At 51.2% G+C, this 17,731-nt stretch carries 17 protein-coding genes; 2 read left to right on the top strand and 15 right to left on the bottom strand.

Going from position 1 to position 17,731, the window contains the following annotated elements; all coding sequences use genetic code 11:
- Positions 1-149: 149 nt before the first annotated feature.
- Complete coding sequence (locus DEV76_RS16235) at positions 150-2,375, bottom strand: patatin-like phospholipase family protein (protein WP_109698956.1); 2,226 nt, start codon at positions 2,373-2,375, stop codon at positions 150-152.
- 113 nt (positions 2,376-2,488) lie between these two features.
- On the opposite strand from DEV76_RS16235, the gene DEV76_RS16230 reads away from it, so the two are divergent.
- Positions 2,489-3,982, top strand: coding sequence for an MFS transporter (locus DEV76_RS16230; RefSeq protein ID WP_109698955.1), 1,494 nt, complete (start codon positions 2,489-2,491; stop codon positions 3,980-3,982).
- Between the two features lie 79 nt (positions 3,983-4,061).
- Here the strand turns inward: DEV76_RS16230 and DEV76_RS16225 are convergent, their stop codons facing one another.
- From DEV76_RS16225 to DEV76_RS16180, 10 genes are all read right to left on the bottom strand, one after another.
- The gene (locus tag DEV76_RS16225; protein WP_109698954.1) at positions 4,062-5,036 is read right to left on the bottom strand and encodes a GSCFA domain-containing protein; all 975 of its coding nucleotides are present in this window, start codon (positions 5,034-5,036) and stop codon (positions 4,062-4,064) included.
- A gap of 25 nt (positions 5,037-5,061) precedes the next feature.
- The gene (locus DEV76_RS16220) at positions 5,062-5,907 is read right to left on the bottom strand and encodes a hydroxymethylglutaryl-CoA lyase (protein ID WP_109698953.1); all 846 of its coding nucleotides are present in this window, start codon (positions 5,905-5,907) and stop codon (positions 5,062-5,064) included.
- 32 nt (positions 5,908-5,939) lie between these two features.
- Positions 5,940-6,716 carry a 23S rRNA (guanosine(2251)-2'-O)-methyltransferase RlmB gene (gene rlmB / locus DEV76_RS16215; protein ID WP_109698952.1) on the bottom strand — a complete coding sequence of 259 codons (777 nt, stop codon included), beginning with the start codon at positions 6,714-6,716 and terminating at the stop codon, positions 5,940-5,942.
- 18 nt (positions 6,717-6,734) lie between these two features.
- Positions 6,735-7,292 (bottom strand): NUDIX domain-containing protein, encoded by a 558-nt coding sequence (locus DEV76_RS16210; RefSeq protein WP_109698951.1) that lies wholly within the window; start codon positions 7,290-7,292, stop codon positions 6,735-6,737.
- Between the two features lie 100 nt (positions 7,293-7,392).
- Positions 7,393-7,833 (bottom strand): GNAT family N-acetyltransferase, encoded by a 441-nt coding sequence (locus DEV76_RS16205; RefSeq protein ID WP_109698950.1) that lies wholly within the window; start codon positions 7,831-7,833, stop codon positions 7,393-7,395.
- Positions 7,820-8,755 carry a GNAT family N-acetyltransferase gene (locus DEV76_RS25960; RefSeq protein WP_157962928.1) on the bottom strand — a complete coding sequence of 312 codons (936 nt, stop codon included), beginning with the start codon at positions 8,753-8,755 and terminating at the stop codon, positions 7,820-7,822. Before DEV76_RS25960 ends, DEV76_RS16205 begins: the two co-directional genes overlap by 14 nt.
- A complete protein-coding gene (locus DEV76_RS16195) occupies positions 8,742-9,653 on the bottom strand; it encodes an EamA family transporter (protein ID WP_109698949.1) in 912 nt (303 codons plus the stop codon). Before DEV76_RS16195 ends, DEV76_RS25960 begins: the two co-directional genes overlap by 14 nt.
- Positions 9,654-9,734: 81 nt before the next feature.
- Positions 9,735-11,162: a pyridoxal phosphate-dependent decarboxylase family protein gene (locus DEV76_RS16190; protein WP_109698948.1), complete on the bottom strand. Its 1,428-nt coding sequence runs from the start codon at positions 11,160-11,162 to the stop codon at positions 9,735-9,737.
- Between the two features lie 187 nt (positions 11,163-11,349).
- Positions 11,350-11,820, bottom strand: a complete 471-nt coding sequence (locus DEV76_RS16185; protein ID WP_109698947.1) for a methylated-DNA--[protein]-cysteine S-methyltransferase — start codon at positions 11,818-11,820, stop codon at positions 11,350-11,352.
- The gene (locus tag DEV76_RS16180; RefSeq protein ID WP_109698946.1) at positions 11,817-12,287 is read right to left on the bottom strand and encodes a DinB family protein; all 471 of its coding nucleotides are present in this window, start codon (positions 12,285-12,287) and stop codon (positions 11,817-11,819) included. The genes DEV76_RS16185 and DEV76_RS16180 overlap by 4 nt, the downstream gene beginning before the upstream one ends.
- A 93-nt stretch (positions 12,288-12,380) precedes the next feature.
- Here DEV76_RS16180 and DEV76_RS16175 point away from each other — a divergent pair, with 93 nt between their 5' ends.
- Complete coding sequence (locus DEV76_RS16175) at positions 12,381-13,793, top strand: aminotransferase-like domain-containing protein (RefSeq protein WP_232826966.1); 1,413 nt, start codon at positions 12,381-12,383, stop codon at positions 13,791-13,793.
- A 65-nt stretch (positions 13,794-13,858) separates the two neighbouring features.
- Here DEV76_RS16175 and DEV76_RS16170 read toward each other — a convergent pair whose 3' ends face one another.
- From DEV76_RS16170 to DEV76_RS16155, 4 genes are read right to left on the bottom strand one after another with little or no spacing between them, the layout of a single operon-like run.
- Positions 13,859-14,974: an ABC transporter permease gene (locus DEV76_RS16170; RefSeq protein ID WP_109698944.1), complete on the bottom strand. Its 1,116-nt coding sequence runs from the start codon at positions 14,972-14,974 to the stop codon at positions 13,859-13,861.
- The gene (locus DEV76_RS16165; protein WP_109698943.1) at positions 14,974-16,080 is read right to left on the bottom strand and encodes an ABC transporter permease; all 1,107 of its coding nucleotides are present in this window, start codon (positions 16,078-16,080) and stop codon (positions 14,974-14,976) included. The genes DEV76_RS16170 and DEV76_RS16165 overlap by 1 nt, the downstream gene beginning before the upstream one ends.
- Positions 16,081-16,083: 3 nt before the next feature.
- Positions 16,084-16,815, bottom strand: coding sequence for an ABC transporter ATP-binding protein (locus DEV76_RS16160; RefSeq protein ID WP_109698942.1), 732 nt, complete (start codon positions 16,813-16,815; stop codon positions 16,084-16,086).
- A complete protein-coding gene (locus DEV76_RS16155; protein ID WP_109698941.1) occupies positions 16,812-17,726 on the bottom strand; it encodes an ABC transporter ATP-binding protein in 915 nt (304 codons plus the stop codon). Before DEV76_RS16155 ends, DEV76_RS16160 begins: the two co-directional genes overlap by 4 nt.
- Between the last annotated feature and the right edge of the window lie 5 nt (positions 17,727-17,731).

Here is a 17,731-nt window from a genome sequence, read left to right as displayed (position 1 = left end):
AAGGATTAATGTAGAAATAACGTTTTAGGTTAATTGCAGGCGTATTTTAGGGGGTTCAAATGCTGGATTAGAAGCTGATCTGTGCGCATAAGGGGGCATTAAACACCCAAACAGGCGAATTCATGCATAAGCTAAGAGGTAATCCCGCCTTAAAAATGGAAACCCAGGTTTACATAGGCTTTTAATACCTGTGCCTGATCGCTGTACATAAGGGTGGCTTCGAATGGGCCCAGCTTGGAACTATAAGCCAGCGTAAGGCCGTATCCGGTTACATAATAATACTTGGTGGAAGAAATGCCGTTGAGATCATAGAGGGCCGTAGAAATGCGCGGAATGGCGTATACGTTGCGCAATGCTTCATACTGCCACCCCAGTTGCAGGGATACAACGCTGGGGGTATTGATTTCCCCGTCGTATAAACCAACGAACGGAACCTGGTTCCTGCTGAAATCCGTAACACCCCCTATCCGGAAATCGTTGATAATAGCCTGGTTGTAATTGAAATTGTAACCTGCGTATGCATTCAGGTTCAGGGTCGACTTCCGGCTCATAGGGAAATAGTAGTTCATTTTGAGATTAACCCGCTGGTAATGATCAAAAGTGAAACCCAGACTGTCTAACGACAACTCCTGCCCATCCATCCTTACCTTGATATCGGGGTTCTGGCTATGTACCATACCTGCTTCCATCTCAATGCGGGCACCACGGGTAGGATACAGCTTGCGGTCGAGCGTATTGAGCCCGTAATAAACAAATGAATTAAACTGATTGGTATTACCATCCATTTCCACAAAAGGGGAAATCTTGGGTTTCAGACGCATATATTCCCAGCGGGAACCTACGCCGATTGCCATCACGCGGTTCAGCATCAGTTGAAAATGACCGCTCACATTGGCATATTTGCTGCGGTACTCCTGTATTTTCCGGTAATCGCTATAAAAACTGAAAGGATTATTCTCGTAATAAGCCCCCAGCCCAAAGCCTAAATTGCGTTTACGGCCGAGGTACTTAAAAAATTCTGCACGGAGCCGCGGATTTTCACTGATGGCCGCCGATACAAGCGCGCGGCTGTTCGGCACAATAAAGTTACGCTGCGTAATATTTATGATAGCGCTTACACTGGTAAAGGTATTATAGTGCAGGGCGAACTTTACGTACGTCAATGGGTTCTCCTCCACCTGGATTTCGAGATCGCTGCGGCCATAGCCATGCGGACGAAGATTATAAGTGATCTGTTTATAGAAACGGGTACCGTAAACGTTCAGGATGGCTTCGCGGATCTTATCCGGTGAGTAGCAGCCGCCAGGCTCAAGCCCCAGCCTGCCGCGGAAGAACTTTTCATCCGAGTGCACCAGGCCCGTGATCGTGATATTGGCGACTTCGATATCCGGTACGCGGGGTAGACGGTTCTTTTCAGGAGGCGCTTCGGGATAAAGGGCGTTCAGGGAATCGGCCATTCTTTTAAATACAGGATACAGCTCCCTGCCCTTCCGCTTTCCGATCTCAATGATGGAATCCACGCTGTTGAAGCTGGCGGCGGAATACCCTTTCAGCTCCGGCTCTATATAAACATCAGTAATCTTCCTTGCTTCCACGAAATCTGCCGCGTCTTTATAAAATCCCAGCTGGTAGAGGATATCTATGGGAGTAATGAGCTCTTCGGCAGTCCGCAGGCCGCCGCTAACGTTGGAGCCTATAATAATCTCTGCCCCCATTCCTTTGGCGGTAATGGTGGGAAAATTGCGGACTACCCCACCATCTACCAGCTTTCGCCCGTTGATTCGGACGGCCGTAAATACTGAGGGAATGGCCATACTGGCGCGGATGGATTGCACAATTTCGCCCTTATCAAGTGTCACGATATCGCCGGTGGCAACATCAGTGGCAATACATTTAAAGGGAATATTAAACTTAGAGAAATCCTTTACATCCCTCACGGGCCAGCACATTTTAGCCAATTCAAGCCAGAGCTGCTCCCCGGAAATAACGCCTGAAGTGAGTTTAGGACGACCGTATTCAAAGGGGATTTCGACCATGTAACGGTTGTACTCCCCTCTTTCTTCGTAGCTGATATCGGACATTACGGGCTGATTGGAGAAAAGGCTGTTCCAGTCGAGCCGCCGGGCCATTATCTCTATGGAGTCTCCCGAATACCCGATGGCGTAGAGGGAACCTACGATACTTCCCATACTCGTTCCCGTGATAAGGTCTACCCGGAGCCCTGCACTGTCGATAGCCTGCAGGATACCTATATGCGCCAGGCCTTTAGCCCCGCCCCCGCTGAGGGTGAGCCCTACTTTAGGCCGCTGGGCCAGCAACTGTTGAGGATAAAGCCCCGATGTTATGATCAGTAAAAGGAAGAAAGTCCGCAGCATTAGGTATTTCCGTAGGTAATAGATTAAAGTTAACAGTTAAAACAATGCAAAACTGCTGAAGGTTGGAAACATTCCGGTTATTTTTTATCTTTTCCGGATAACAATTTCACTTTATGAATGTATCCAACCCGAAGCAGAATATCTGGCAGGTCATATTCGCTTCTTCTGCGGGAACCCTTATTGAATGGTACGATTTCTACATTTTCGGTAGTCTTTCCATGATCCTGGCAGAGAAATTCTTCCCTGACAGCAATCCAACACTGGCTTACATAGCTACTTTGGCCACCTTCGCCATCGGCTTCGTGGTCCGTCCGTTTGGTGCGATCGTTTTCGGCCGGCTGGGCGATATGGTAGGCCGGAAATACACTTTTCTCCTGACGCTCCTCATCATGGGCGGCAGCACCTTCGCTATCGGGCTCATACCCAGTTTCGCCACTATCGGCTATCTGGCACCCGTGCTTGTGCTTATCCTCCGGCTGGCCCAGGGGCTGGCATTGGGTGGAGAATACGGCGGAGCAGCTACTTATGTGGCAGAGCATTCCCCGGCCAACCGGCGCGGGTATTTTACCAGTTTCATCCAAACCACGGCTACATTAGGCCTCTTTGTGTCGCTGGGCGTTATCCTCGCCACCCGCCTTTCCATGACCCCGGAAGCGTTTAGCGACTGGGGATGGCGCATTCCCTTCTGGCTCAGCGTATTCCTCGTGCTGATGAGCTATTACATCCGGATCAAACTGCACGAGTCTCCACTGTTCTCCAAACTGAAAGCAGAAGGCAAAACTTCCAAAAACCCGCTGAAAGAAAGCTTCGGGAACAAAGAGAACCTTAAACTGGTGCTGCTGGCACTGTTTGGTGCCACCATGGGTCAGGGTGTAGTTTGGTATACAGGACAGTTTTATGCCCTCTCCTTCCTGCAAAACACCATGAAGGTGGAGTTCATACAGTCCAATATCATCATCGCCACTGCGCTTTTCTTTGGCACACCACTGTTTATTCTCTTCGGACATTTATCGGATAAGATCGGGCGTAAGAAGATCATGATGGCGGGTATGCTCGTTGCCGCTATCAGTTATTTCCCGATATATCATGCCATGGATGCTACTGTAGACCTGTCCCGCAAACAGGAAATGACAGAGCGCTACCGTATTGAAAGCACTACAACGTTGTTGAACAATGCCCCCGTTGAGCACACGCGTAAAATCCGGGAATACTCGGATGGCACCACTGTCACTGAAATTACTACAGCCAACAAACCCGTTACGAAGGAAGTTAAGCTAGGCCAGAACCAAACCATCTGGCTGATATTCCTCGTATTCGTACAGGTAGTGTTCGTAACCATGGTGTATGGCCCTATAGCAGCATTCCTCGTGGAGCTGTTCCCTACCCGCATACGGTATACATCGATGTCGCTGCCATATCATATCGGCAATGGCGTATTCGGCGGTATGCTGCCTGCAATTGCAACACTGCTTGTACAACGTTACAATAACCACCTCGCCGGGCTGATTTACCCTGTAGCCGTTGCAGTGATCTGTATGGTGATTGGGATTGTGTTTATCCGCGAAAGAAAATCGAAAGACGGGTTTGAAGAAGAACCTGAAGTATAAACTTTCTCTGAACAATGGATTTTAAACAGTCTGCCGGTAACCTTCCGGCAGACTGTTTTTTTTATTTACAGCTCCTGCTTCATGAACGAAAAAAAAGTAATTCGTCTCCGAAATTCAGAGATGGATTTTTTTCCTGCAGTAGCTTTACTTTCTTTTCCATGGCCAGCATAAACTGTTTATGCCCCGGGCTTTCAGGATTAAACGGCCGGTGCCCCCTCGCACGAATGATTTCCGCGATCTGATGGGCTACATCCTGCGATGCGGGCTGTACACAGGCTTTTAAGAAGTGCTCCCACACATACTGCAATGCCTGCTCGTTGGGATGCACCATATCTTCCTTATAAAAACGATAATCCCGTAAATCATCCAGCACCAACTCGTATGCAGGGAAATAAAACAACCGGTCGAATTTATTCACCAGATGGTGCACTGCCTGCAATAACACCGCTTTACTCAGATTATTCTCCACCACACCGTCGCGCGCATAACGCACAGGGCTCACCGTAAAAAGGATATTTACTTTCCGGTTCACGAAAAACAACCGGTGCATCATATTATCCAACGCAGAAATCACCTCATCGACCGGAATCAGTTTCTTCGTAAATGCTGCTTCCGGTACTTTATGGCAATTGCCCACCAGCCTGTTATTCTCCTTCAGATAGTAGGCATGTGCCGAGCCCAATGTGATCACCAGCCAGTCGGCCTCCTTCAGCCGCGTTGATGCTGCCGTCTGCGATGCGTTGATCTGCGACAGCACGACATCCCTGTCCGTTCCGGAGTAACGGGAATGATGATCCCAGCTGTGCCAGATGTCTTCATGCAGAAAAAGATCTTCTGCCGAATAATGTTTGTTATCCAGGTACTGCTGCATGCTCTGGGCAATGCTCAGCGGGTTAAAAAGTATGCCGTTGGGATTGAGCAGAACATCAAACTTGTGCTGCTCCAGCCGGTGGCCGATTTCTTCCGCGAAGCAGGACCCTGAAAGCAACAGCTTGTCGGAATACTGTATGGAAGGCCCCAGCGGAGCCACCGGGAAAGTGAGGCGAAAATTCATGCTGTAAAAATATCAAAAAATCGGGCTAATGATGGAATACGCTATCCGCCAATACCATTGCTTCCGAGAATGATGCAGTATTAAGTCCGTTTGCAATACCCCTTTCTGCGCAGAACCGCAGCAGGTTCTCGGTGGCAATATTCCCAACGAGATCATCCTGCGCCATAGGGCAACCGCCTATGCCGCGGATGGCACTGTCGAACCGGCGGCAGCCACTCTCCCAAGCAGCAGCAATCTTTTCCTCCCATGCCTGTGGCGTGGAATGAAAATGCGCTCCGAATTCTACCTGCGGATAAGCCGGCACCAGTGTTGAAAAAAGGGAGCTGATACCTTCCGGCTTCGCCACGCCAACCGTATCGGCCAGTGAGATGATGGGTACATGGAGGTCCGCAAAGCGGCCCGCCCATTCCAAAGCTACATCCGGACTGTACGGATCACCATAGGGATTTCCAAACCCCATGGAAATATAGATGACCAGTTGTTTACTGTTCTTGACACACAGCTCCTGAATGGTTTGGACCTGCTCCAGTGCTTCGGGGATAGTTTTGTTGGTATTCCTTAGCTGAAATGTTTCTGAGATGGAAAAGGGGAAACCCAGGTACTGAATCCGTTCATGAACCACCGCATCTTCCGCCCCGCGTACATTTGCCACGATGGCCAGCAACTTTGTGGCAGAAGGATCGAGGCCGGCCAGTACTTCGGCCGTATCTGCCATCTGAGGGATGGCTTTGGCGGATACGAAGCTTCCAAAGTCGAGCGTATCGAACCCCACGGGCAGCAAGGCATTGAGGTATGCAATCTTTTCCTTTGCGGGTATTATGCGCGGCCATCCCTGCATGGCATCGCGCGGGCATTCGATGAATTTCAGCATATGCTAAAATAACAAATTATGTGCTCCGATCATCAGGGCTCCATCCGCTGCTTCATAGCTTCGTACAGGATAATACCTGCCGCTACTGACACGTTAAATGATTCGAAATTGCTTTGCATGGGGATGTGGAACTGCTCGTCGGCAGCTTTCAGCAATGCCGGATACACGCCTTTATCTTCCGAACCCATGATCACCGCCATTGGCTCCTGCCAGGGCAGATCCTGCAGGCGGTTGGGCGCTTCCATTTCGCTGGCTACTATTTTGATACCGTTGAGGTGCAGTTCATCGATGGCTTTGAGCAGGCTGCCTACCCGGCAGATAGCAATACGCTCCAGGGCACCGGCCGAGGATTTCATGGCTTCTTCGTTCAGGGCAGCAATGCCACGGTCGGGGATAATGATGGCCTGTGCGCCGCAACACACCGCACTCCGGGCGATGGCGCCTATATTACGGACATCGGTGATACCATCGAGGATGAGGAAAAGCGGGGTCTCCCCTTTTTCCACCACATGGGAAATAACATCCTGCAGGTCGAGGTAGGCAACAGCGGCCGCGAGGGCTACCACACCCTGGTGGTTGGCCTGGGTAAGACTGTTCAGCTTCTCCACCGGCACATAGTTGATGGGGATGCGCAATTCGGTGGCCTGGTTGCGGATCTGCGGTATGATATCGCCCGAGGCGGTTTTGAGCATAAATATGCGCTCAATGGCTTTTCCTCCCTTCATGGCTTCCAGCAATGGCTGGCGCCCGATGATGAGGGAAGACTGTTTTGGCTTGGGTGCCTGTGGTTTCTTGAAACGGTGGTTCATCGGCGCAAAGATAACGCATCAAAGCTCCCCTTCCAGCATCATAAGCCGGATCTTTTGAATAGCAGCCACAGAAAGGGAGTCCGTTATGGCACCCTCCCTTACCATATGGTAGGCTTCCATGAATGGAACGCGCCTTACCGCCAGCTGTTCCGTTTCCTCCGGATCAGCCGTTCCCTGCTCCAGCCCCTGCGCCAGGTATACGATCCCTACTTCGTCGCTCACGGAGTTGGACATGTGCACCTGTACGATCTGGCGCCATTCTCGGGCTTTCAGCCCAGTTTCTTCCGCCAGTTCGCGCCTGGCCGACACCAGGGGATCTGTGCCATGAGGCCCTCCGCCTTCGGGTATCTCCCAGCTCCAGGCCTCCAGCGGCACCCGGTACTGCCCCACCAGCCAGATATGCTGGTCCGCATCCAGGGCTACCACACCAATAGCAAGATTCTTGAAATGAACGATTCCGTAAATACCGGGATTCCCGGCGGGATTGATGCCTCTGTGTTCCGTTACCCGGATCCAGGGGTTCTCGTAAGGAATACTGGCGGTCTCAAAGCGCCAGGGGTTTTGTTGCAGTTCCATCCCGCAAATAAAAACATTTCGCGGCTAATTATGTACCAAAACAGGAACAGGCGGGCCGACGCCCGCCTGTGTACATTTTTCTGTTAATTGTAACTGTATTCTATAAGGAGAGGTAGTAATAAGCAAAATCCTCATCGAGCTTCCAGCCTGTGCTTTCGTACAGTGCGCGGGCCTTTTCGTTGCTCCAGTGCGTCTGGAGCATGAGGTAACGGCTGGCCGATTCCACACCCATATTTCTGGCTGCGGCAATCAGTTCACGGGCAGCTCCTTTCCGGCGGGCTTCCGGAACCACGAACAGATCGTTGAGAATCCAGGCCTTTTTCATGCCTATGGAGGAAAAAACAGGGTACAACTGGGTAAAACCCACCACTTCGTCCCCGTCTATTGCGAGGTAAATAACACTGTCCTGCTGCCGGAGGCGCTCCGACAGAAACGCTTTGGCGCCTGCAATATCCGATGCCTGTTCGTAATGCCCGCGGTAGTCGTTAAACAAGGCTGCGAGGGCCTCCAGCCTGTCTTCTGTAGCTTTAATAATTTGCATGTACGGGGAATATTTGGGTAAGGTGATGTTGCAGATGGCGCAGATAGTCTTCTGCCACATAACGCAATGTGGCGGGGGCATTAGGCCCTATTACGAGGATGTTGTCCAGCGCTTCGGCCGGTATCATTGGCAACAGCCGGGCTATGTGCAGGTTAACGGATTTCCAGATCTGCACCAGCTCCCGCCAGTCTTCCCGCATATATTGCCGCGCTTCCACCCAGAAGTCCTGATTATAGCCGGGTACTTCCGTAAAAACGTTCTGCTGCGCCCTGATAAACCGGGGGTAATTGTTCAGGGCGGAATCCGTTAAGTGGCCTAACACCTCCTTACGGCTCCATTTTTCAGGGGAAGGACGGATCCCTGCTTCTTCGTCCGTAAACTGGAGCAGGCGCACTTCCGTACGCAGCACCACATCTCTCAGTTCCCGTGCCAGTGCTGCCAGCGGCGGTTCCTGCAGGGATATTTCCATTTTGATATCGCAACGTTCGTAATCTCCCTTTTCCAGTTCCACTTCTTCAAAACCCAGTTTATGGTACATGGTGATGGCGGGCGTTAGTTTGCGGCTGGAGTACAAAACCATCTTCGAAAAGCCCATTTCTGCTGCTCTGTCGATAATAGCTTTACCCAATGCCCAGCCGAGCTTACGGCCCTGATAGGCTTCGTCTACCGCCATTTTCGTCATTTCCACTGTATCGGCAGCCACCGGCCGGTAAGCAACCGTACCGGCAATCTGATTACCTACAGCAACAAAAAGTACCTCCCCGCCGGGGGCAATGATATGATCCTCCGGATGCTCCAGCACGGCGATATCTATAGGCTCCAGCCGGAAAAACTTACTGATCCAGGCCTTGTTCAGCCTTTCGAAATGAGGCTGGTAAGATGGATGCCAGCTCAGGATGCGGATGTCATTAGCTGCGTTCATAACTTTTCTGCTTGTTGAATGCTTTGTTAACTATGTACACGCCCAGCAGTGTAACCATGCAGGACAGGCCCATTACCCAGTTCAGTTTCTCCTGCAGGATCAGCCAGCCAAGTATCACCGCCACAATGGGGTTGATATAGGCATAAATGGATACCAGCGAAGGCGGCAGGTTATTGAGGGCGAAAACATATGCGGAATAGCTAAGTAAAGATCCGATAAATATGAGGTACAGTAAACTGCCCCATAGTTCGCCGTTGAAGGCGGCAAGACTGAGGTGCTGCCCCATAAAACCGGCAATCACCAGCATCACGATCCCGCTGAACAGCATCTGATAGCCTGCACCGTACAGATAATTGATGCCCAGTGCCCACTTGGCAGTTAATACCGAACCAAGTGCCCAGAAAACACATGCCAGTGTAATAAGGATAATGCCGAAACGGTACTCCTGGTTCATCAGACTGGCCAGGTTATCATAAAATATCCCTCCGATGCCCGCAAGCCCTATCAGCATGCCGGCAATCAGCTGCCAGGTTATTTTGGTTTTCTGTACGAGGAAGAAGCTGAAAATGGTGATCCATATGGGAACGGTGGCTGCTATGATAGCCCCCAGCCCGCTGGGGATGTATTGCATAGCCCAGGTCATTAACCCATTGCTGCCGCACAGCATAATGGTACCTATTACGAAAAGCCTCGACAGTACCGGCACCTGGGGCACCTTATAACCGCGCATGAGGAAAAAGGCTACGAGAATGAATCCTGCGCTTGTTTGCCGGAGGCCTGCCAGCATCATGCCATGCATATGCTGTACGCCGATCCGGGCGGCAAGGTAAGTGGTTCCCCAAAAGATACTTACGATGACCAAAGCCATGTAAGCGTTTGTATGGTTTTGCTTTTGCATATCAGGAGGTTAAAAACAGAGGCGGTATAGCAAGCGATGGGTAGATACCCATCGCCAATAATACTAATATCAACCTCTAAATCAATTATTTGTAAGAATGGCCGACATCCCGGCTACCGACGCTGCCGCCGATTCCAGCTCGCGAATGGCCATCTCCGTGTCTTTATCTGTTGTGCGCCAGTTCACCAGCGCCGCACGCATGCCCGGTACGCCGCCATAAACGGTAGGCGTTACATAAACCACGCCCCGCTTGACGAGCGTCTGTAAAAAGACCTGTAAATGCCCCGGGAGTTTGCTTTCTTCCGTATTAAGAGTAAAGCAGACCACGCACATCTTCACGGGTGCCAGCAGGCGGAAATAGCCGCTCCGTTCCAGTGCCTCGCCTAAACGCTGTGCCTGCATCACGTTCTGCTCCACAACATCGCGGTAGCCTTCGGCTCCGTATGCCCTCAGCGTGAACCAGGCTGGTAATGCCCGCAGGCGCCGGGAGTTTTCAGGAGCGTAGTTGATGAAATTGAAGTTCTGCGCAGGATCGCCCAGGTAAGCTGCCCCTGCATTCTGAAACACTTCCAGCTGCAGGTGGGAATGACGGCTGAACATCATCGCACAGTCGTAAGGCACATTCAGCCACTTATGCGCGTCTATCGTAATACTGTCTGCCAGCTCCCACCCGTTCAGAAAATGCCTGAAACGGGGGCTGACGGCCGCAAAGCCTCCGAAGGCCGCATCCACATGCAACCAGAACGGATGTTTATTTTTCAGCGCTGCAATGGCAGCGATATCATCGAAATCAACGGTATTCACGGTACCCGCAGCAGCTACATAGATAAAAGGCGTTCCCGGATTGTCTGCGATCCACTGCTCAAGCGCCTTTACATCCACCGCTTCGCGCCCGGGTAATGTGGGGAGGGTAACCAGGCTGTTTCTGCCCATTCCCAGCATAGACAGTGCCTTTACAACACTGGAATGCGGCGTGGCGGCCAGAACTTTTACATTTTGTAAAGCACTCGTACCCTGTTCTGCAACGTTTATACCCTGCTGCAATCCCAGCCATTGCCGTGCTGCCGCCAGCCCGGTAAAGTTTGACATGGTGGCGCCCGACACAAATACCCCTTCAAAGGCTTCCGGAAGCGAGAAAAGCTGCCGCAGCAACTGAAGGGTTTCTTTTTCGAGGGAAAATGCGAGGGAAGATTTGTCTGCCGCATTCATATCAATGGCAGATGCCAGCCAGTCGCCCGCGAGGGCAGCCGGGGTAACGCCGCCGGTAACGAAGCCAAAATAGCGGGGCCCTGCACTGGCAGTAAGAAATGCTCCAAATCGGTTATCGAACAACTCCAGCGCCGCCGTGCCACCCATGCCTTTTTCAGGCAGGTGTGCCTCTGCAAAGGCCGGTACATCCATACTTACAGGCAGTTCATTCATACGGCGGAGGAAGTCGGCCGAGTAATCTGCTGTCTGCTGCAAAAGTTCATCGAATCGGGCAAGATCGCCGCGGAAGATTGCATTCATATGGTGGCGTGTTAAAGTTGCTGAATTGACGACTCAAAATTCTTACTATTCCACCATAAAAAACAGATGCAGTTTTATGTATTTTAACCATATCAGATGACCGGATCAAGCTGGAAAGTCCATGACGAACGCCATTCGTCAGCCGGGTTACTTCAATTTAGTAAGTGCTTACTTAAGTGGGGAGAGATCAGAAGAGCAGACCTCCTTTTTCGAGATCGAGGAGGAATTGTTTACGCCAGAGGCCTCCGGCATAGCCTGTGAGTACGCCATTGCTGCCGATTACACGGTGGCAGGGTACGATGATGGCAATATTGTTCCTGCCATTGGCAGTACCGGCGGCGCGGATGCTTTTGACGTTGCCTGCCCGTTTGGCAAGCGCCAGGTAAGTGATGGTTTCCCCATAGGGTATAGTCAGCAGGTTTTGCCAGATCAGTTGCTGAAATGGGGTGCCTTCCTGCTGAATGGGCAGGTCGAACCGGCGGAGCTCCCTGCGGAAATAGGCTTCCAGCTGGGCGGCACATTCCCGTAATAATGCAGGAGGCTCCCCGCCGGTAGCGGCTTCTTCTTTCCCGTCCGTAAACGAAACGCAGGAAATATATTCCTCATCACCGCCGATAACAATGCGCCCCACCGGTGAATCCACATATAACAGGCTCATTTCCCGAAATTGACCAGTTTAAAAATCGTAAAAAGATGATGGGCTTCATGGAGTATGAACATCTCGATAAGTTGTGCCGCACTGAAGGTACCATACACAGGATGCCGCCCTTTCCGCTTGAAATCTTCTGCTTTCAGGCCGTCTGTATACCGGATAAACGCTTCCCTGTCGTGCCGCACCTGTACCAGCAGTTCACGGTTGGTAAGGCCCCGGTATTCGGCGAAAAGCACATCATCCTGCCAGACGTAGGGTTCAAACAGGGGTATTTCCTCATCGGCAATGCGTTGCAGGCGGCGCTGGAAGATGGGCTGAAACACAGCCAGATGGGCGATATTATCGATAGCCGACCATTTCCCTGCGGCCACCTCCTGCCGGAGCACCTCATCCGAAACCGGACCGGTCATTTCACCGATAGAAAGATGCTGGGTGCGCAGGCGCAGTTCAACGCTGAAAGGCAGATGTTGCATACGATTCCGTGTTTATTATGTTAAGGTATTAAAAAATATTCAGAACAGATTTCAATTCCGTAATTTTGACCGTATCAGACAATACATTTATCCATGGAACATCTGTATCTCCAGGTGGCCGACCGTATTCAGGCCATGATTGAAAAGGAAGTGATCCGCATAGGCGATAAACTGCCATCCGTCCGTTCCCTGAGCAAAGAGCAGGGCATCAGCATGAGTACGGTGTTTCAGGCGTATTACCACCTGGAGAGTAAAGGATTTGTGGAACCACGGCCTAAATCGGGGTATTACGTGTGCTTCTCCCCCCGGCGTATGCCTGAGCTGCCCAGTGCCACACGGCCGGTGAAAAGGGCTACCGAAGTAAACGTAAGTGAAATGATCACGGAGGTGTTCTCCCACCATGGCCCCGAACTGCTCCGCTTTTCATCTGCCTCCCCCACCGAATCCCTGCTCCCCTCCGCCAAACTGGCGAAAAGCATGATTCAGGCATTGCGGGAAAACAACGGCGGCGTCAATTATGAACTCCTGCAGGGCAACCTGTCGCTCCGCCGGCAGATTGCAAGGATGAGCATCCAGTGGGGCGGCAGCGTAACGGAACACGACGTAGTTACCACTACAGGTTGTATGGACGCGCTCACCCTCTGCCTCTCTGCCACCACCCAGCCCGGCGACGTAATAGCCCTGGAAAGCCCCGCATACAGCGGCACCTATCAGCTGGCGGAAAGCCTCGGCCTCAAAGTGCTCGAAGTACCAACAGACCCCGTTACGGGAGTAGATCTCGAATACCTCGACAAAGCTATCCCCAAGTTTAAAATCAGGGCCTGCATATTCGTCACCAACTTCTCCAACCCCATCGGTTCCTGTATGCCGGATAAAAACAAGCGGGAACTGGTGCGCCTGATGAACAAATACGACATCCCCCTTATTGAAGACGATATTTACGCAGATCTCTATTTCGGTAAACTCCGCCCCAGCAGCTGCAAGCAATACGACCGGAACGGGAATGTACTCCTCTGCAATTCTTTCAGCAAATCCCTCGCTCCAGGCTACCGTGTAGGCTGGACGGTACCCGGCAAGTATAAAGACCGCGTACTGCGCCTTAAACTGAACCATACTATCTCCAGCGCCACCCTTCCGCAGGCCGCTATCGCCCATTTCCTGGAAAACGGCCGCTACGAACACCATATGCGCAACCTCCGGAAAATGCTTCACACCCAATGCCTCCGCTACCAGCAGGCTATTGCAGATTACTTCCCGGAAGATACCTGCGTTACTCGCCCGCAGGGCGGCTACGTACTCTGGCTGGAACTCAATGAAAACATCAATACCATCGAACTGTATGAACAGGCCCTCCGCCGCAAGATCATTTTTGCTCCTGGACGGATCTTTACACTGCAGGACCGTTACAACAACTGCATGCGCCTCAGTTACTCCAACCCCTGGAGCAAAACAGTGGAAGACGGGCTGAAAACCCTCGGTAAACTGGCGCACCAGCTGATGAAATGATAATAAAAAGCCGGAGCAGGAATGCCCCGGCAACTGTTACCTACAACTGTTATAAATGAATGATATTATGCGGTTTTACGGTAATTCCAGACAGCTACGGCATTCAGTACTGCAGCAAATGCGATCATTATAAACAGGTACTGCCTGATATCCACCCAGCCGCTCCCCTTCAGCATCACCATCCGTATTACCTTTACGAAATACGCCACAGGATTAAACTGCGTGATATGCTGCGCCCAGCCCGGCATGCTCTCTATGGGAGTAAATAATCCGCTCATCAGGATGCAGATAATGAGGAAAAACCAGGTGATGAACATAGCCTGCTGCTGGGTTTCCGTAAAGGTGGAAATGAGCAGCCCCAATCCCAGCATCACCAGCAGGTATACAGCTGCAAACAGGAATATCCATCCAAGACTGCCGGCGAAAGGCAGGTTAAATACCAGCTTGCCCACCATTAGCCCAAACGCCAGCTCAAACAAGGCGATGATCCAGAATGGCAGCAGCTTCCCGATGATGAAATGAAACTTGCGTATAGGGGTCACGTTTAGCTGCTCAATAGTCCCCATCTCCTTTTCCTTCACAATATTCATCCCCGACAAAAACGCTCCGATCAATGTTACCAGCACCACAAGAATGCCAGGCACCATAAAGAATTTGTAATTCAGTCCGGGGTTAAACCAGTAGCGGAAACTGGTGTCAAAATGCGAAGGCGCGTCATCCTCATCCAGCGCCAGCCACTCCATCCGGATGCGGCGGTTAAAATCACCGAGGATACTTTGTGCGTAGCCAGCCGCCAGTCCTGCTTTACTGCCATTGATTGCGTTCACCAGCAGCTGTACTTTCGCTTCGTTCCCCCGCACCAGATCCCGCTCGAAATGCCGCGGGATGGTAAGGATGAGATCTGCCGTATTAGCCTCCAGATCATCGAAGGCGGCCTTGTCAGTTGTTTGCCGGTTGAGGGTGAAATACCCGGAAGAAAGCAGTTTCCCTTTCAGCTGCTGGCTCCAGTTACCGCCATCATGATCCACGATATCGATAGACAGATTGCGGATTTCATAATTGGTGGCGAAAGCCAGTACCAGCAATTGCACAACCGGGACTACAAATATGATAGGCAGCATGGATTTGTTGCGGAAGATCTGCAAAAACTCCTTCTGTAATATGAAGAATATGGTACGCATCAGCTTAAACGGATTTTAAACTTACGAAGGCTCACGATGAGGAAAAAGCAGGTCATACCCCCCAAAATCCCCATTGGCAGGGCAATCTGCCGTAGGCCGCTACCCTTCAGCATAATGTCTTTCAAAATGATGATGAACCATTTGGCAGGAAGGATATTGGATACAATCTGTAAGGGCACCGGCATACTTTCGATGGGATATACAAAGCCGCTTAACAGTATGGTAGGGAGCAACAGCCCCATCATGGAAACCATCATCGCAGTTTGCTGCGAGTTGGTAAGGCTCGATATGAGAATCCCCAGCGAGAGTGCTGTTAAACAGAACAGTCCGCAGGCAGAAAGCAACAACAGAATGCTCCCCTTTACCGGCATCCCGAATATCCAGCTGCCGAGGCAGAGGATGATGATGGAGATGAAAAAGGAAAGCAGGACGTAAGGCACCACTTTTCCCGCAATGATCAGCATAGGCCTGAGCGGCGATACCAGCAATATCTCCATCGTACCCAGTTCTTTCTCCCGTGTGATGGTGATCGAGGTCATCATGGCACAAACCAGCATGAGTATAAGCGTCATAACACCCGGCACAAACAGGAAAACGCTTTTCAGCATGGGATTATACACCATGCGTACTTCAGGGTGGATGGTGAGCGGTAAATGCTGCAGATTGGTTTGCTCCTGCTGATACCGGCCAATAATTGCGTTGGCGTAATTAATAAGTGTGGTGGCAGTATTGGGGTCTGACGCATCCGTCAATAACTGGATGGATGCTTTCCTTTCCCGGATAAAATCGCGGGAAAAACCATTGGGGATCACGATCACCATACGGATATCTCCCTTTCTGAAAGCAGGCAGGATATCTTTTTCGCTGCGAAGATTTTCGGCCAGATCAAAGTAGGTGGATGCAGTGATTTTATTGACGAGGCCATGGCTGAGCGCATCCTGCGAATAATCCAGCACAGCAACACGGGCGTGGCGGATCTCGTTGGTAATGGCAAAACCGAACAGCACAATAAGTACCACCGGCATTCCGAATAGAATGATGAGGGTCCGCCGGTCGCGGAATATGTGGAAACACTCTTTTTTGACGAACTCGAAAAACTGTTTCATGTTTCAGGATTTGGCTCTGGCGAGCTGCAAAAAAACTTCGTTCATCGTATCTGCACCATATTGCTTCTTCAGGGCTGCCGGGGTATCAAGTGCTTTAATCTTCCCGTCTACCATAATAGAAATGCGATTGCAATATTCCGCTTCATCCATATAGTGCGTGGTAACGAATATGGTGACGCCTTTTGCCGCGGACTCATAAATAAGGTCCCAGAACTGCCGCCGGGTAATGGGGTCTACCCCGCCCGTAGGCTCGTCGAGGAACACAATGGATGGATCATGGATCACGGCTATGGAGAAAGCGAGCTTCTGCTTCCATCCCAGTGGCAACGCCTTTACGAGCATATTCCCTTCCTGTTCCAGGCTGAGGCGCTGCAGGAGGTCTGCAGTTTTGTCCCGGATCTGACGGTTACTAAGCCCGTAAATACCTCCATAGAAACGGATATTCTCTTTAACGGTCAGATCTTCATACAACGAGAATTTCTGGCTCATGTACCCGATCCGCTGTTTGATCTTCTCAGTTTGGGTATAGATATCGAAACCCGCCACACGCGCTTCTCCGCTACTGGGCCTGAGCAGACCGCAGAGCATGCGCATCGCGGTGGTTTTACCTGCACCATTTGCCCCGAGAAACCCGAAGATCTCCCCTTGCGCCACATCAAAAGTGATCGCATTCGTGGCTATGAAATTGCCAAAGCGCTTCGTAAGGGCTGTGGTGGTAATGGCAGACTGCGTCATACAGGTTGGGTTTGCGCCTGCATCAGGGCCATGAAAACATCTTCGATCCCCGCATTGGCAGGCTTTATCACCAAACCGGTGTGCCCACCGGCGGTAAGACTGCCACTCACTTCTTCCGGACCTGCCGTCATGGTAACATGCAGGAATTCACCGAAAGCGAAACAGGTTTTCACTTCCGGATGTGCCCGCAGATCACGGATGAGCCTGTACATATCATCGGATTTGAATGCCCAGATCTTTGTCCGGAATTCCGCCACGATGGCCGGAGGCGTGTCTATCTGCATGATGGCACCATTCTGCATAAGTGCCACCCGGTCGCACAGCGTTGCCTCATCCATATAGGGGGTAGAAACAAGGATTGGTATGTTCTTTTCCTTCAGGCGTTGCAACATATCCCAGAACTCTTTGCGGGAAACAGGATCTACCCCGGTAGTAGGCTCATCTAGGAAGAGCACGGAGGGTTTATGTACAAGCGCACAGCACAAGGCCAGCTTTTGTTTCATACCTCCTGAGAGCTTACCCGCAGGTCGGTTTTTAAATGGAGCGATCTGTTCGTAAATATCGCGGATGAGGTCGTAATTCTCTTTGACCGTAGTATTGAAAATGGTGGCGAAGAAATGGAGATTTTCTTCCACCGTCAGATCCTGGTAGAGGGAAAATTTCCCCGGCATATAGCCCACCTGCCTGCGGATGGCGCGGTAATCCTTTACCACATCCAATCCATTCACCATTGCCTTTCCTTTATCTGCAAGCAGCAGTGTGGCCAGTATGCGGAACAGGGTGCTTTTACCCGCACCGTCAGGCCCTATCAGCCCGAACAGTTCCCCCGGCCCTACGGTAAAACTGATATCGTGCAGGGCGCTAACATTGCCGAACTGTTTATAAATGTTTTGTACAACGATCGGTTCCATGATGA

This window comes from Chitinophaga deserti (assembly GCF_003149455.1).
Classification (GTDB): domain Bacteria; phylum Bacteroidota; class Bacteroidia; order Chitinophagales; family Chitinophagaceae; genus Chitinophaga; species Chitinophaga deserti.
This window is presented reverse-complemented; position numbering and strand designations above follow the sequence as displayed.

Excerpts from the sequence above, each read along its gene's own strand:
- DEV76_RS16180 (WP_109698946.1), bottom strand. The coding sequence starts at position 12,287 with ATGCAACATCTGCCTTTCAGCGTTGAACTGCGCCTGCGCACCCAGCAT.
- DEV76_RS16210 (WP_109698951.1), bottom strand. The coding sequence starts at position 7,292 with ATGGAACTGCAACAAAACCCCTGGCGCTTTGAGACCGCCAGTATTCCT.
- DEV76_RS16225 (WP_109698954.1), bottom strand. The coding sequence starts at position 5,036 with ATGAATTTTCGCCTCACTTTCCCGGTGGCTCCGCTGGGGCCTTCCATA.
- DEV76_RS16165 (WP_109698943.1), bottom strand. The coding sequence starts at position 16,080 with ATGAAACAGTTTTTCGAGTTCGTCAAAAAAGAGTGTTTCCACATATTC.
- rlmB (WP_109698952.1), bottom strand. The coding sequence starts at position 6,716 with ATGAACCACCGTTTCAAGAAACCACAGGCACCCAAGCCAAAACAGTCT.
- DEV76_RS16175 (WP_232826966.1), top strand. The coding sequence starts at position 12,381 with ATGGAACATCTGTATCTCCAGGTGGCCGACCGTATTCAGGCCATGATT.
- DEV76_RS16235 (WP_109698956.1), bottom strand. The coding sequence starts at position 2,375 with ATGCTGCGGACTTTCTTCCTTTTACTGATCATAACATCGGGGCTTTAT.
- DEV76_RS16155 (WP_109698941.1), bottom strand. The coding sequence starts at position 17,726 with ATGGAACCGATCGTTGTACAAAACATTTATAAACAGTTCGGCAATGTT.
- DEV76_RS16205 (WP_109698950.1), bottom strand. The coding sequence starts at position 7,833 with ATGCAAATTATTAAAGCTACAGAAGACAGGCTGGAGGCCCTCGCAGCC.
- DEV76_RS16185 (WP_109698947.1), bottom strand. The coding sequence starts at position 11,820 with ATGAGCCTGTTATATGTGGATTCACCGGTGGGGCGCATTGTTATCGGC.
- DEV76_RS16160 (WP_109698942.1), bottom strand. The coding sequence starts at position 16,815 with ATGACGCAGTCTGCCATTACCACCACAGCCCTTACGAAGCGCTTTGGC.
- DEV76_RS16170 (WP_109698944.1), bottom strand. The coding sequence starts at position 14,974 with ATGCGTACCATATTCTTCATATTACAGAAGGAGTTTTTGCAGATCTTC.
- DEV76_RS16190 (WP_109698948.1), bottom strand. The coding sequence starts at position 11,162 with ATGAATGCAATCTTCCGCGGCGATCTTGCCCGATTCGATGAACTTTTG.
- DEV76_RS16220 (WP_109698953.1), bottom strand. The coding sequence starts at position 5,907 with ATGCTGAAATTCATCGAATGCCCGCGCGATGCCATGCAGGGATGGCCG.
- DEV76_RS16230 (WP_109698955.1), top strand. The coding sequence starts at position 2,489 with ATGAATGTATCCAACCCGAAGCAGAATATCTGGCAGGTCATATTCGCT.
- DEV76_RS16195 (WP_109698949.1), bottom strand. The coding sequence starts at position 9,653 with ATGCAAAAGCAAAACCATACAAACGCTTACATGGCTTTGGTCATCGTA.
- DEV76_RS25960 (WP_157962928.1), bottom strand. The coding sequence starts at position 8,755 with ATGAACGCAGCTAATGACATCCGCATCCTGAGCTGGCATCCATCTTAC.